Origin of the sequence: Luteibacter sp. UNC138MFCol5.1, from assembly GCF_900110505.1 — a bacterium.
Classification (GTDB): domain Bacteria; phylum Pseudomonadota; class Gammaproteobacteria; order Xanthomonadales; family Rhodanobacteraceae; genus Luteibacter.
This window is the reverse complement of the sequence record NZ_FODZ01000001.1, coordinates 518,936-531,786: the sequence shown is the minus strand read 5'-3', so window position 1 is coordinate 531,786 and position 12,851 is coordinate 518,936. Positions and strand designations below refer to the sequence as shown.

Sequence of the window (12,851 nt, the reverse complement as noted above, 5' to 3'; positions counted from 1 at the left end):
CATGGCGGTCCGTCCCTTGCGCGTGGTGTTCGCCGGCACCCCTGATTTCGCCGTGCCCTGTCTCGCCGCCTGCCGCGCCTCCGGCGCCGAGGTGGTCGCCGTCTACACGCAGCCCGACCGCCCCGCGGGCCGCGGCCGCAAGCTGGCCGCGAGCCCGGTGAAGGAAGCCGCGCTGGCCGCAGGCACCCCCGTCGAGCAGCCCGAATCGTTCAAAGCCGAAAGCGACCGCGAGCGGCTCGCCGCCTACGCACCCGACCTGATGGTCGTCGTCGCCTACGGCCTCATTCTTCCGCGCAAGGTGCTGGCGATTCCGGCGCTCGGCTGCTGGAACGTGCATGCCTCGCTGCTGCCGCGCTGGCGTGGCGCCGCGCCGATCCAGCGCGCGATCCTGGCCGGCGACAGCGAATCCGGTGTCGACCTGATGCAGATGGAAGCCGGCCTCGATACCGGCCCGGTGCTCATCGAGCGCCGCACCCCGATCGCGGCGGACGAGACGGGTGGCAGCCTGCACGACCGCCTTTCGGCGCTCGGCGCCGATGCGCTCGCCGAAGGCCTGCGCCGCACGCTCGCCGGCGAGACGCTCGCCGCCCGTGCGCAGTCCGAGGACGGCGTGATGTACGCGCACAAGCTCGACAAGGCGGAAGCGAAGCTCGACTTCGGCGAAGCGGCCATCGCGCTGGAGCGCAAGGTCCGCGCGTTCGATCCCTGGCCCGTCGCCGAGGCCGACGTCGGTGGCGAGCGCCTGCGCATCTGGGCCGCGCGCGCCGTTGAAGGCGTCGCGGGTGCCGAGCCGGGCCGCATCGTCGCCGCCTCCCGCGAGGGCATCGATGTCGCGTGCGCCGAAGGGGCGCTGCGCCTGCTGGCCGTGCAGCGCGCCGGCGGACGGCGCATCGGCATCGCCGATTACCTCAACGCACGCCCGGAGCTGAAGCAGGCCGCGTCGTGAGTCGCGCGATCTCGGTACGCGCCCTGGCCGCCGAAGCGCTGGCGGACATCGCGCTGTCCGGGCATTCGCTGCGCGAGGTCGCCGATCGCGCCCTGCCGCGCCTGCCGGACTCCCGCGACCGCGCCCTGCTCACCGCCCTGCTCAACGAGGGCGCACGCTGGTGGCCGCGGTTCGACGCCGCGCTGGACCGCCTTCTCGACAAGCCCATCCGCCGTAACGAACCGGTGATCCACGCGTTGCTGGTGACCGCGCTCGTGCAGCTCGAGGTGCTCGAACTACCGGCCTACGCGTCGGTGGCCGCCACCGTCGAAGCCGTGCGAGAGCTGCGTCGCCCGCGCCTCGCGGGACTCGCCAACGCCGTGCTTCGCCGCTGGCAGCGCGAACGCGACACCCACCTCGCGGCGCTCGACGCGACGCCGGCCACACGGCACGCGCATCCGGCATGGCTTGCCGACGCGATCGCGGCCGACTGGCCCGACCGCGCCGACGCCGTGCTCGCCGCGGCGAACATCGAGCCCCCGCTCATGCTGCGGGTGAACCGGCGAAGGGCGACGCGCGACGCGGTCGCCGATGCCCTGCGCGGCGCGGGCCAGACGGTCGAACCGCATGCGTGGCTGGTCGACGCCCTCGTCCTGCCGCACAGCACGGACGTGACGCGGCTGCCCGGCTTCGCGGAAGGCCTGTTCGCGGTGCAGGACGGCGCGGCGCAGGTGCCCGCGGACCTGCTCGACCTCGCCGACGGGCAGCACGTGCTCGACGCGTGCGCGGCGCCAGGCGGCAAGGCCTGCCACGCCCTCGAGCGCGCCGACGTCGCCCTGCTCGCCGTGGAGTCCGAGGCGCGGCGCGCGCCGCGCATCCGCCAGAACCTCGAACGCCTCGGCCTCGATGCCCGCGTGGTCGTGGCCGATGCCGGCGATACCTCGGCGTGGTGGGACGGCCGCCCGTTCGAACGCGTGATGATCGACGCGCCCTGCTCGGCCACCGGCGTCATCCGCCGGCGGCCGGACGTCCGCCTGCACCGGCGTGCCGGAGACATCGACGCGCTCGTCGCGCAGCAGGGCCGCATCCTCGCGGCCTGCTGGGACACGCTCGCTCCCGGCGGGCGACTCCTCTACGTCACGTGCTCGCTGCTGCGGCGGGAGAACGAAGGTGTCGTCGGCACGTTCGTCGCCGGACGCGACGACGCGAAGGTCGTTCCCTTCAGCCTGCCGGTCGGACAGCCGGCCGCCATCGGCTGGCAGATCCTGCCCGGCGACGGCGACCTCGACGGGATGTATTACGCCTTGCTGGAAAAGTCGGCGACGAGCGCCGCGTAGACCGCTTCGGTGGCGTCCACGAAGCGCTCCATGCCGAACTCCGCTTCCGCGTGCCGACGCGCGGCGTCGCCCATGGCGGCAAGCGTGCCGCGCGCCGCGAGCAACGCACGCAACGCGGTCGCGATCGCCGCGCGGTCGCGCGCCCGCACCACCCAGCCATCCTTGCCCGGGCGGATGTTCTCCGGCAGACCCGCGTAGTCGCTGACCAGCACCGGCTTGCCCATCGCCATCATCTCGCGGCAGGCGAACGAGATCGTCTCGACATCCCACGACAGCACGAAGCCCGCGTCCAGCGCGGCGACCATGGGCCGCACATCGGTCAGGCGGCCCGTGAAGCGGACCTGCCCCGCGACACCCAATGCCTCGACCTTCGCCAGGTCGTCGCTGCCGGGCATGCCACCGGCGAGCACCACGCGGAAACGATCGCGTTCGTCGGGCGCCAGCGAGGCGAGCGCCTCGACGAGATCCATCCAGCCCTTGTAGCGCGCGGTGCCCGCGTTGCTGCCGATCAGCAGGGGCGGCACGTCGGACGGCGGCGCCAGCCACGCGTCGCGTTCCGCCGGATCGGGCGGACGCGGCGCGAAGCGATGGATGTCGACGCCGTTGAACACCGTCGCCACGCGGCACCGGGAATACGGCGACGCCAGCACCTGGCGGCGCACGAACTCGCATACGGCGATGACCTGGTCCGTGCCGAAGCGCGAGCGCCAGCGATGGCCGATGCCCGTCATCGGCTTGGAGTTGTGCTTGGTCAGGACGATGGGCGGCCGGGGGCGCATGCCGCGCCTGGCGGACATCGCCAGGCGATGGTCCGCCGAGCCGTTGACGTGCACCACGTCGAAACGTTCCCGCCGGAGGTACGCCGCCAGCCGACGGCGCGCCTCGCGCCGGGCCGCGAGCCGGCGCAGGCCGTTCGGAAACGGCTGGTCGACCACCGTCACCCCCGGGATCTCGCGCGCCTCCCGGTTCAGCCGGCTGCTGGCGGGCGCGGCCACGTGGACGTCGTGCCGGCCGGCGAGGCCGCGCGCGAGCCCGACGATATAGGTGGTGTGCCCGCCGCCGTCGCCATCGTGGAAATTGGTGAAGAGGAGCTTCATCTCGCGGAGCCGGTCGGGGGAACGTCGAAGCTGAATTCCCGCCCGCCCGCACCGGGGCTCGAGGGCGGCATCGGCCGTCCGGTAAAGTACCATGCCCTCGCATGCTCCCCCGACGACACCGGTCGTCATGGGATGCGGCCGCCGTGCCGTCCCGACGTTTAGCCAGGTGCCGAGTGCTCGACAAAAACAACCCGTGGCGCATGTGGATCGTATCGCTGCTGATCGCGGTCACTCCCCTGACGTTCGCCCTGCCCCTCAAGGCCAAATCGGTGCCCGCCGCCGCCCTGCTCCTGCTGGGGCTGTGGATGCTGGCGCGCGATGCGGAAGCGCGCCGGGCCTGGCGCCGCGCCGCGTGGGTCACGGTTCCCGCGGCGGCCGCGTTCGTCTTCTGGCTCGTCAACACCGCCACCCACGCCATTCCATGGCGTGAGTTCGACGTCATGTCGCACCTGCTCGCGTTCCTCGTCGTCGCGGCGTGTTTCGCCGCGCCGCTGCGTACCGACATCCTCCGGCTCGGCATCAGCATCTCCGCCGGCATCCTGGGCGTGATCTGCCTCGAACAGCACTACGTCGAGGGCATCGATCGCGTTTACGGGGTCAACAACGGTCTGTGGGGCGCCATCGAGTTCGGCATGTTCATGCTGGTCCTCTCGCTGATCGCCATCGCGCAGGCCCTGCGTGCCGGCCTGCCGCGCTGGGAGCGCGTCGTCCACGCCCTGCTGGCGCTGCTGGGAATGTACGGCGCCGTGCTCACGCAGAGCCGCGGCCCGCTGCTCGCCTTCCTGCCGGTGTTCGCGATCGTCGTGCTGATCCAGTCGCGCCGCAGCGGCCGCTGGCGGCAGGGCCTGCTCGTCCTCGTCGTCGGCGCGTTGCTCGCCGGCGTGATGGCCCTGCAAGGGCAGATGCTCGATCGCCTCGAGGCCGTGAAGCACGAGGTCGCGACGTACGGCGAGCAGGAGACCCAGGGGGCCGTGCGCGAACGCCTGGAGATGTGGCGAACGGCCACCATGGCGATCGAGACGCATCCGCTGACCGGCGTCGGCATCAACCAGTTCGGCGGCTACGCGCGGGCGCGCATCGCCGAAGGCGAGGTCAGCGCCACCGTCGAGCGCTACGACCACCCTCATAGCGAATACCTCGAGTGGGCCGTGACCGGTGGCATCCCCGGGCTGCTTCTCCTGATCACGCTCTTCGGCGGCGCCATCGGCTTCTTCGGCCGGCACGCCTTCGACCGCGACGACGCCATCGCCATGCCCGCCTGCGCGGGCCTCAGCACCGCGTGCATGTACGCGCTTTGCGGCCTGACCGACAACGTCTTCTACCGGCCCATGCCGCATTCGCTCTATTTCTTCCTCACCCTGGGCTTCGCGGTCTACGTCGCGCGCATGCTGGCGCTCCGTCCACCGGCGACGGAGCGGGTCTGAGCCCATGGCCTGGATCAACCTGATCGCATGGAACAACGGCCGTGGCCTCGCCCACGACATCCGGCTGTTCGAGCAGGCGCTGCGCGACCTCGGCCACGACGTCGTCGTCACCCAGGCGCCTCGGCGCACCCACGGTCTGCCGTGGCGCGCGTACGGCGCACGGATCGCCATGGCGTTCCGCTGGATGACCGGCCGGGGCCCGCGGCGCTTCGATCTCGGACTGACGATCGAGCACGTCCATCCCGGCTACCTGGCCATGTCGCGACGCAACGCCTTCGTGCCGAATCCGGAATGGCTCAGTCGCCGCGATCGTCGCCACCTCGACCGCTTCGACGCGATCCTGTGCAAGACCGACAGCGCGATGGCCACCTTCGGCGCGCAGGGCCTGCGGACGGTGAAGATCGGCTTCATCAGCGACGACTGCCGTCGCGAGGGCATCGTGCGCGACCGCGACTTCCTGCACCTGGCCGGCGGTAGCCGTATGAAGGGAACCGAGCGGCTGCTCGACGTCTGGCGCCGGCATCCGGAATGGCCGACGCTGCACGTGTACCAGTCGCCGTCGGTGGCCGCGACCGACCGCCCGCCCGCGGCACCGAACCTGGATCACCGGGTGACGTTCGTCCCGGACATCGAAGACATCCGGCGGCTGCAGAACACGCACCGCTTCCACCTCTGTCTTTCCGAGGCCGAGGGCTGGGGGCATTACATCGTCGAGGCGATGAGCTGCGGCGCCGTGGTGCTGGCGACGGACGGCGCGCCGATGAACGAGCTGGTCACCGACGACCGGGGCATCCGGGTGGCAGCGCACGAAAACGGCACGATGAACGCCGCGACGCTGTGGCATTTCGACGACGAGGCGCTGGAAGCGTGCGTCGAACGGATCGTGCGCATGCCCGACGCCGAGGTCGAGACATTGGGGCAGGCGGCGCGCGCGTGGTACGGGGCCAACCAGGCCGGATTCCCCGAGCGTCTCGGCCGCGCCCTCGACGAACTGCTGCGCCGGACACCCTAGACATGGCCGCGACGAGGGGAGCTGTACCACTCCGGTCAGCCAGGACGACCGTCCTGCGTTTAGAATTCATGATCCTCTTACGGTGACGACGCCCTTGTCCAACAGCGCCTATACCCGATCGGAGCACCTTCGCGCCCTGTGGCCATGGCTTCCGCTGTGGTGCGCGATGGCGCTGCTCGCCATCTTCGCCCACGGCCCCATGCCGATGTTCTCGACGCGGACGCTCGCCGTCGCCTGGGAAATGTGGGCGCATGGCCACTGGCTCGTGCCGCACATCAACGGCGAGCCGTACAGCGAGAAGGTGCCGCTGCTCTTCTGGATGATCCATGCGGGCTGGGCGGTGTTCGGCGTCAGCGACGTCTGGCCGCGCGTGCTCGAGGTGATCGTGGGCGCGGCGCAGCTCATCCTCGCGTCGGCGCTCGCCAGCCGTTTGTTCCCGGCCCGGCCCTGGGTCGCGAAGGCGACGCCATGGCTGTTCATGGCGCTCGCCTACTCGTTCCTGTTCGGCCTGCAGATCATGTACGAGGTGCTCCTCGGCGTCTGGGTGCTGGCCGCGCTGCTCTGCCTCACGCCGACCGCCACGCGCGCGTCGCCGCGCTGGTGGCTGTTCGGCCTGATGGTCGGCGCGGGACTGCTCACCAAGGGCCCGGTGATGGCGGTGCACGTGCTGTTTCCGCTGCTGCTCGGCCCGCTGTGGAACGACTGGGCGCGGCAGAACAAGGCGCGCTGGTACGGCTTCGGCGTCCTCGGTCTCCTGGTCGGTTTCGCGATCCTGCTCGCCTGGGCGATCCCTGCCGGCGAAGCCGGCGGCGAGGCCTATCGCCAGCGCCTGTTCTTCACGCAGACCGCGGGCCGCGTGGTCGAGACCCATGCGCGCGACCTGCAGAATCACGCCCGCCCGGCGTGGTACTACCTCGTGTTCCTGCCGGTGCTGCTGTTCCCGCTCAGCGGCTGGCTGCGCGGCATCGTCGCCGTCCCCACCGCGCTGTTCCGCCGGCCCTGGCATGCCATCACCCGGCCCGCGCTGATCGTCGCCGTCATCGCGCTCGTCCTGCTGCTGGCGTCGGCCGCCGGCGCGCCGTTCCCGGGCTGGGTCGACAAGGTGCTCGTCGTCCTGTTCGCGGTGCCGCTCTTCGTGGCGCTGCTGCGCCAGCCGCTCGAACCCGGCCTGCGCTTCCTCGTCGCGTGGCTCCTGCCCACCCTGCTCACGTTCTCCCTGATCACGGGCAAGCAGCTGTACTACGTGATGCCGGAACTGGCCGGCGCGACCATGCTCGTCGCCGCCTCGGTCGCCGACCTGCGCGAACGCCACAAGGGCCTCGCCTCGCACTACGCGCTGGGCACGTGGCCGCTGTCGCTCGGCGCGTTCCTCCTGGCGATCGCGCTCTTCGTGATGCCCTGGATCGTGCCGACGCGCTTCCCGGACAACATCTGGCTGACCGGCATGGCGCCGTACGCCCGCTTCTTCGGCGTGATCTTCATCGTGCTCGGCGCGCTGTTGCTGCTGCGCGGGCGCGGGGAGATGCGCCGCCTCGCCTTCGCCGGCCTGATCGGCACCGTGGCCCTCAATGCGCTTTTCACCCTCGGCCTCTGGTACCGCTACGACCTGGCGCCCGCCTCGCTCTTCCTCGCGCAGGCCGATGCGGCGGGCCGCCCGATCGGCAACCTCGGTGTCTCGTACAACGGCCAGTACCACTTCGCCGGCCGTCTGATGCATCCGATCGCGCGCATCAACGTGGTGCCGGGCATGCCCGCGCAGGCGGACGACGATGACGACGAAGTGCGCGATGGCGACAGCCTCAACGACTTCGCGCGCCACCATCCGGACGGCGTCATCGTGTCGTACGCGAAGCATCCGCCCGCCAACGCGTTCCGCTACGCGCGCCTGATCCAGCCTTCGCGCACCGGCTGGCTGATGATCTGGGACGCCGCGACGCTCGACGCGCTGCTGGATGGTCGCGTGCCGCCGGAGCCGAAGCAGCCCACCCTGCTCTACCCGCAGGATTACTGGCGCACGCGGACGGCGGCCCGATGACCGCCTCCCTCGTCGAACGCCTGCGCGAGCAGATCGGTGGCGTCCGCGACGGGGCATTGCTGCGTTTCTCGCTCGGCAACGCGCTGCTCGGCGAGGGCGCGTACGCCGAGGCCGCGCAGTCGTTCCGCGACGCGCTGGACTTCGATCCGGCCTATTCGGCGGCCTGGAAACTGCTGGGCAAGAGCCTGCTCGCCATGGACGACGAGGCCGGCGCGGCCGCCGCGTGGACCTCGGGCATCGAGACCGCCAACGGCCGCGGCGACATGCAGGCCGCGAAGGAAATGACCGTCTTCCTCAACCGGCTTTCGCGGCCGCGCTGACCTTGTAGGGATCCGGCCGGTCGTGCGCCGTGTAGCGCTTGTAGTGCCACTGGTACTGCGGGAACGCGCGCGTCACGCAGGCCTCGACGCCGCGGTTGAGCGCGGTGCAGGCCACGTGCAGGTCGGCGCTGTCGATGCCCTCCGGTGCCGGCAGCACGTGGATGCGGAAGCCCTGGCCGTCCGGCAGGCGCTCCGCGAAGCTGAAGAGCACGATGGCGCCGGTACGCGCCGCCAGGCGCGGCAGCAGCACCATCGTCAGGGCATCCACGCCGAAGAACGGCGCGAACTCGCCTTCGCCTTCACGAGGCTTCTGGTCGGGCAGGATGCCCACGGTGCCGCCGGCGCCCAGGCGCTTGAACAGCGTGCGCACCCCCGCGCCCTCCGCGCGCACCTGCTCCGGCGCCAGCTTGCCGCGTACCTTGCGCAGCAGGGCTTCGATCGCCTGGATGCGGGGCGGACGGTAGAGGATCGCCATGGGCGTCCTGCTGCACAGCCAGTAGTTCAGGAGCTCCCAGCAGCCCAGGTGCGGCGCGGCGATGATCACGCCCTTGCCCGAGGCCAGCGCCTGATCGAAGAGCTCGCCGCCCACCACCTCGCGAACCAGCCCGAGCGACTTCTCGGCGCCGCCGCCCCAGATCGCGGCGACCTCGGTCACCGACTTGCCGGACTCCTCCATCGTGCGGACGAGAAGGTCATGGCGCTCCGCCTCGGACAGCTCCGGGCGGGTCAGCCGCAGGTTCACGGCACTGAAGCGCGCGCTGCGCGAGTTTGAGCGCAGGGAGCGGCGGCCGATCCAGGCGCCGACGCGATGGACCGTGCGAAGGGGGAACAGGCTGACCAGCCTGAGCAGGAGATAGAGAAGATAGATATCCGGGCGCATCCGCCGGAGTGTAACGCGGCCGCGTTCGCCATTAAGCTTGGCCGCCATCCGCCGCTAAGTCTTCCATGATTGCTCTGATCCAGCGGGTCGAATCCGCACGCGTCGACGTCGAGGGTGAAACGGTGGGTGCCATCGGCGCCGGACTGCTCGCGCTCGTCGCCGTGGAACCCGGCGACGGCGAGGCCCAGTGCCGCCGCATGCTCGAGCGCCTGCTCGGCTATCGCGTGTTCTCCGATGCCGAAGAGAAGATGAATCTCTCGCTGGCCGATACCGGCGGCGGCCTGCTGCTCGTCAGCCAGTTCACCCTCGCCGCGGACACCCGCAAGGGCATGCGGCCCAGCTTCACCACGGCCGCGCCGCCCGAGGAAGGCCGACGCTGGTTCGACCGTCTCGTGGCCCTGGCGCGCGAAGCCCGGCCGGGGGTGGAAACCGGCCGGTTCGGTGCCCATATGAAGGTACATCTGATCAACGACGGCCCGGTCACCTTCCGCCTGGAGGTGCGCTGAGGCGTCACTGCGCGGGGCATTCCGCCCCGATCCTCCCCCTCGTCGCCACGCCCGGAAGCCCGGCGGGACGCACCGTCTGGCGCGATTCTTGCGTTGGCCCGACGAGGCCGATCCACTTGAAAACTGGTCAAAAAATCATCAAATGACTATACTGATCGGTTCCTGTAACCCGCGGCGGTCGGCATGACTAATAAAGCTCACGAGCAACAGTCTGAAATCAAACAGCTCATCTCCAAGGGTCTGGAGCAGGGCTACCTGACGTATGCCGAGATCAACGACCACCTGCCCGACGACATCGTCGATCCGGAGCAGATCGAAGACATCATGGCGGTGCTCAAGGGCGTCGGCATCGAGGTCCACGATTCCGCCCCCGACACCGACACGATCTCCGACGGCGCCGCGCCGGGTACCAGCAACGACGACGAGTCCGCGGCCGAAGAAGCCGTGGCGCTCCTGTCGGCCGTCGACGCCGAGGTGGGCCGCACCACCGACCCCGTCCGCATGTACATGCGCGAGATGGGCACCGTCGAGCTGCTGACCCGCGAAGGCGAGATCGCCATCGCCAAGCGCATCGAGGAAGGCCTGAGCCAGGTGCAGACCGCGCTCGCCAGCTTCCCGCTCACCATCCAGCTGCTGCTCGAGGAATACGACCAGCACGTCGAGGGCAAGCGCCGCCTGTCCGAAATCCTGGCCGGCTTCGCCGACCTGGAAGAAGCCGCGGACGCCGCCCAGGCCGAGGCCGATAACGCCGTGGCCGACGACAGCGACGCCGAGACCGACGACGACGAAGTCGAAGGCGCCGGTGAGGAAGAAGAGGCAGGCCCGACCGGTCCCGATCCGGAAGAAGTGAAGCGCCGCATGGAAGAACTGCGCGCCCTTCACCAGAAGTTCCAGAAGGCCGCGCCGAAGGCGGAGATCAACGACAAGAAGGTCGCGAAGATCCGCGAGCAGATGTCGGAAGCCTTCCTCAACCTGAAGCTCCCGTCGGCGCTGATCGACAGCTTCGTGCGCAAGCTGCGCGAAGTGGTGAACGACATCCGTCACCACGAGCGCGTGCTCATGGACATCTTCGTCAAGCACGTGAAGATGCCGCGCGCCGAGTTCCTCAAGAGCTTCCCGTCGAACGAAGGCAACCTCGAGTGGGCCGCCGAACTGTCGCGCAAGCGCCAGAAGTGGTCGCCGAACATCAAGAACTTCCGCGAGCAGATCGACGGTGAACAGGAGAAGCTGGCGCAGATCGAGCGCACGCTGTACCTGCCGCTGACCGACATCAAGGAAATCAACCGCGCCATGTCCGTCGGCGAGGCGAAGGCCCGTCGCGCGAAGAAGGAAATGGTCGAGGCCAACCTGCGTCTCGTCATCTCCATCGCGAAGAAGTACACCAACCGCGGACTGCAGTTCCTCGACCTCATCCAGGAAGGCAACATCGGCCTGATGAAGGCGGTCGACAAGTTCGAATACCGCCGCGGCTACAAGTTCTCGACGTACGCGACGTGGTGGATCCGCCAGGCCATCACCCGCTCGATCGCCGATCAGGCCCGCACCATCCGTATCCCGGTGCACATGATCGAAACGATCAACAAGCTCAACCGCATCTCCCGCCAGATGCTCCAGCAGTTCGGCCGCGAGCCGACGCCGGAAGAACTGGCGAAGGAAATGGAGATGCCGGAAGACAAGATCCGCAAGGTCCTGAAGATCGCGAAGGAACCGATCTCCATGGAAACCCCGATCGGCGACGACGAAGATTCGCATCTTGGCGACTTCATCGAAGACACCAACGCCAGCTCGCCCATCGAGTCGGCGACCGAGACGGGCCTCATGGAAACCGTGCGCGACGTGCTCGCCGGCCTCACCCCGCGTGAAGCCAAGGTGCTGCGCATGCGCTTCGGCATCGACATGAATACGGATCACACGCTGGAAGAAGTCGGCAAGCAGTTCGACGTCACCCGCGAGCGCATCCGCCAGATCGAAGCCAAGGCCCTGCGCAAGCTGCGCCACCCGAGCCGCTCGGAAACCCTGCGCTCGTTCCTCGATATCGACTGATACCGACGAAAGGCAAGGCAACGAAAACGCCCGCGCAAGCGGGCGTTTTTTTTTGGCTCCGCGCGGACCAGCCCAGGCCCTTCACCGTCATACCGGCCCACGCCGGTATCCACGTCGATGCACCCGGGTTCTCGCGCTGTGCTCGCCCCCAAACCGGCAGCCAGCGACTCCAGACAGTGGCGCAAACCCCCACACCCAAGCTCTAATGCCCCCAGGCGTCCCAACGCCCACCAAGGGGAAATCTCATGGACAAGAACGTCGTCCTGCTCATCGCCGGCACGATCCTCGTGCTCTTCGTGAAAGCGGTCCTGAGCCGCCAGCGCCGTCCGGAAAACGCGTTCTTCAGCTGCGGCCGCTGCCGCAAGACGACGCGCCACGACAACCGCACCATTCGCGCATGGCAGGCCGGCAAGGACAGGTACTTCTGCGCGACATGTCACCGTGCCTGGCTAGCCACGCGACCGGCGCATGAGGCGCCCCGATCACCCTCCGGGCCGCGACCCTCGCAAGCGGCGCCGCACCCTGACGACGCACCCCCATCGCGCGGCACCGCGACGAGGCGCACCGACGAGGCACCCCGCCGCGACGCTGCCGAGGCAAACACGCGCCCGCCGCCCGTGTACCGAGGCTCACCCCGGGGCTCGAAAGGTTGCCTCGGCATGGTCATTCTCATCATCGGCCTGCCGATCGGCATCGCCCTCGCCTGCCTGCATTACGCGACCGGCAGCTGACCATAGGTGCCCTCCCCCGGGGCGAGCGCGCTCGTGGTAAGCACGCTCCTGTGGGATGCGCGCTGTCGTGGGAAGCGCGCTCGCGCGCGAAGGGTGCTCGCGAAAGCCTCCCACAGAACGAGGACGGACGCCCACGCACTGATGATCACCGCACCGACAGTCCCAAAACTTCCGTGCGCATTTGCGGCCACCGGCGCCAAACGCCCCCACCTCGGCATCAACCAGCCCCAACCCCGCCGACAGACACCGCCGCCCCCATTCGCTACACTTCACCGCCGCACGCGGGCCTATAGCTCAACGGTTAGAGCAGGGGACTCATAATCCCTTGGTTCCAGGTTCGAATCCTGGTGGGCCCACCAACGCACTCCGGGCTATCTCGCCAGAAAAAAAGTGTTCTGAAAAGCATAGATCGGCCCAGCCGGCCATTTTTGATTTTTTGAAACGCGACGATCTTTTCATGTCATGGCACGGCGACCTGCCTTAATGGGCGAAAAATAATCCGAAGACATCGTGAGGAGCCCGTTCCGGGTGCGTGACCCAC

The 12,851-nt window shown here is 69.2% G+C and carries 11 protein-coding genes and 1 tRNA gene; 10 read left to right on the top strand and 2 right to left on the bottom strand.

The features are described 5' to 3' along the window. The first annotated feature begins 1 nt into the window (after position 1). Both fmt and rsmB read left to right on the top strand, forming a co-directional pair. Positions 2-946: a methionyl-tRNA formyltransferase gene (gene fmt / locus BMY69_RS02245; RefSeq protein ID WP_090175195.1), complete on the top strand. Its 945-nt coding sequence runs from the start codon at positions 2-4 to the stop codon at positions 944-946. Then, entirely contained in the window at positions 943-2,262 is a 1,320-nt protein-coding gene (gene rsmB, locus BMY69_RS02240) for a 16S rRNA (cytosine(967)-C(5))-methyltransferase RsmB (protein ID WP_255364433.1), read from the top strand. Before fmt ends, rsmB begins: the two co-directional genes overlap by 4 nt. Here rsmB and BMY69_RS02235 read toward each other — a convergent pair. Beyond that, positions 2,223-3,359 (bottom strand): glycosyltransferase, encoded by a 1,137-nt coding sequence (locus BMY69_RS02235; RefSeq protein WP_090175194.1) that lies wholly within the window; start codon positions 3,357-3,359, stop codon positions 2,223-2,225. The genes rsmB and BMY69_RS02235 overlap by 40 nt on opposite strands. 173 nt (positions 3,360-3,532) lie before the next feature. On the opposite strand from BMY69_RS02235, the gene BMY69_RS02230 reads away from it, so the two are divergent. The 4 genes from BMY69_RS02230 (at position 3,533) to BMY69_RS02215 (ending at position 8,150) form a co-directional block, all read left to right on the top strand. After that, entirely contained in the window at positions 3,533-4,783 is a 1,251-nt protein-coding gene (locus BMY69_RS02230; RefSeq protein WP_177191050.1) for an O-antigen ligase family protein, read from the top strand. Between the two features lie 4 nt (positions 4,784-4,787). Beyond that, positions 4,788-5,795, top strand: coding sequence for a glycosyltransferase (locus BMY69_RS02225; protein ID WP_090175192.1), 1,008 nt, complete (start codon positions 4,788-4,790; stop codon positions 5,793-5,795). A gap of 94 nt (positions 5,796-5,889) precedes the next feature. Beyond that, complete coding sequence (locus BMY69_RS02220; RefSeq protein ID WP_090175191.1) at positions 5,890-7,830, top strand: ArnT family glycosyltransferase; 1,941 nt, start codon at positions 5,890-5,892, stop codon at positions 7,828-7,830. Next, a complete protein-coding gene (locus BMY69_RS02215) occupies positions 7,827-8,150 on the top strand; it encodes a tetratricopeptide repeat protein (RefSeq protein WP_090058722.1) in 324 nt (107 codons plus the stop codon). The genes BMY69_RS02220 and BMY69_RS02215 overlap by 4 nt, the downstream gene beginning before the upstream one ends. Here BMY69_RS02215 and BMY69_RS02210 read toward each other — a convergent pair. Further along, the gene (locus tag BMY69_RS02210) at positions 8,125-9,030 is read right to left on the bottom strand and encodes an LpxL/LpxP family acyltransferase (RefSeq protein ID WP_090059070.1); all 906 of its coding nucleotides are present in this window, start codon (positions 9,028-9,030) and stop codon (positions 8,125-8,127) included. The genes BMY69_RS02215 and BMY69_RS02210 overlap by 26 nt on opposite strands. Before the next feature lie 65 nt (positions 9,031-9,095). Here BMY69_RS02210 and dtd point away from each other — a divergent pair, with 65 nt between their 5' ends. From dtd to BMY69_RS02190, 4 genes are all read left to right on the top strand, one after another. Beyond that, positions 9,096-9,536, top strand: a complete 441-nt coding sequence (dtd, locus tag BMY69_RS02205; RefSeq protein ID WP_090058723.1) for a D-aminoacyl-tRNA deacylase — start codon at positions 9,096-9,098, stop codon at positions 9,534-9,536. A 183-nt stretch (positions 9,537-9,719) separates the two neighbouring features. Continuing rightward, positions 9,720-11,579 carry an RNA polymerase sigma factor RpoD gene (gene rpoD, locus BMY69_RS02200; protein ID WP_090058727.1) on the top strand — a complete coding sequence of 620 codons (1,860 nt, stop codon included), beginning with the start codon at positions 9,720-9,722 and terminating at the stop codon, positions 11,577-11,579. Between the two features lie 245 nt (positions 11,580-11,824). Then, entirely contained in the window at positions 11,825-12,310 is a 486-nt protein-coding gene (locus BMY69_RS02195; protein ID WP_090175190.1) for a hypothetical protein, read from the top strand. Positions 12,311-12,593: 283 nt separating this feature from the next. After that, positions 12,594-12,669, top strand: a tRNA-Ile gene (locus tag BMY69_RS02190). Positions 12,670-12,851 lie beyond the last annotated feature (182 nt).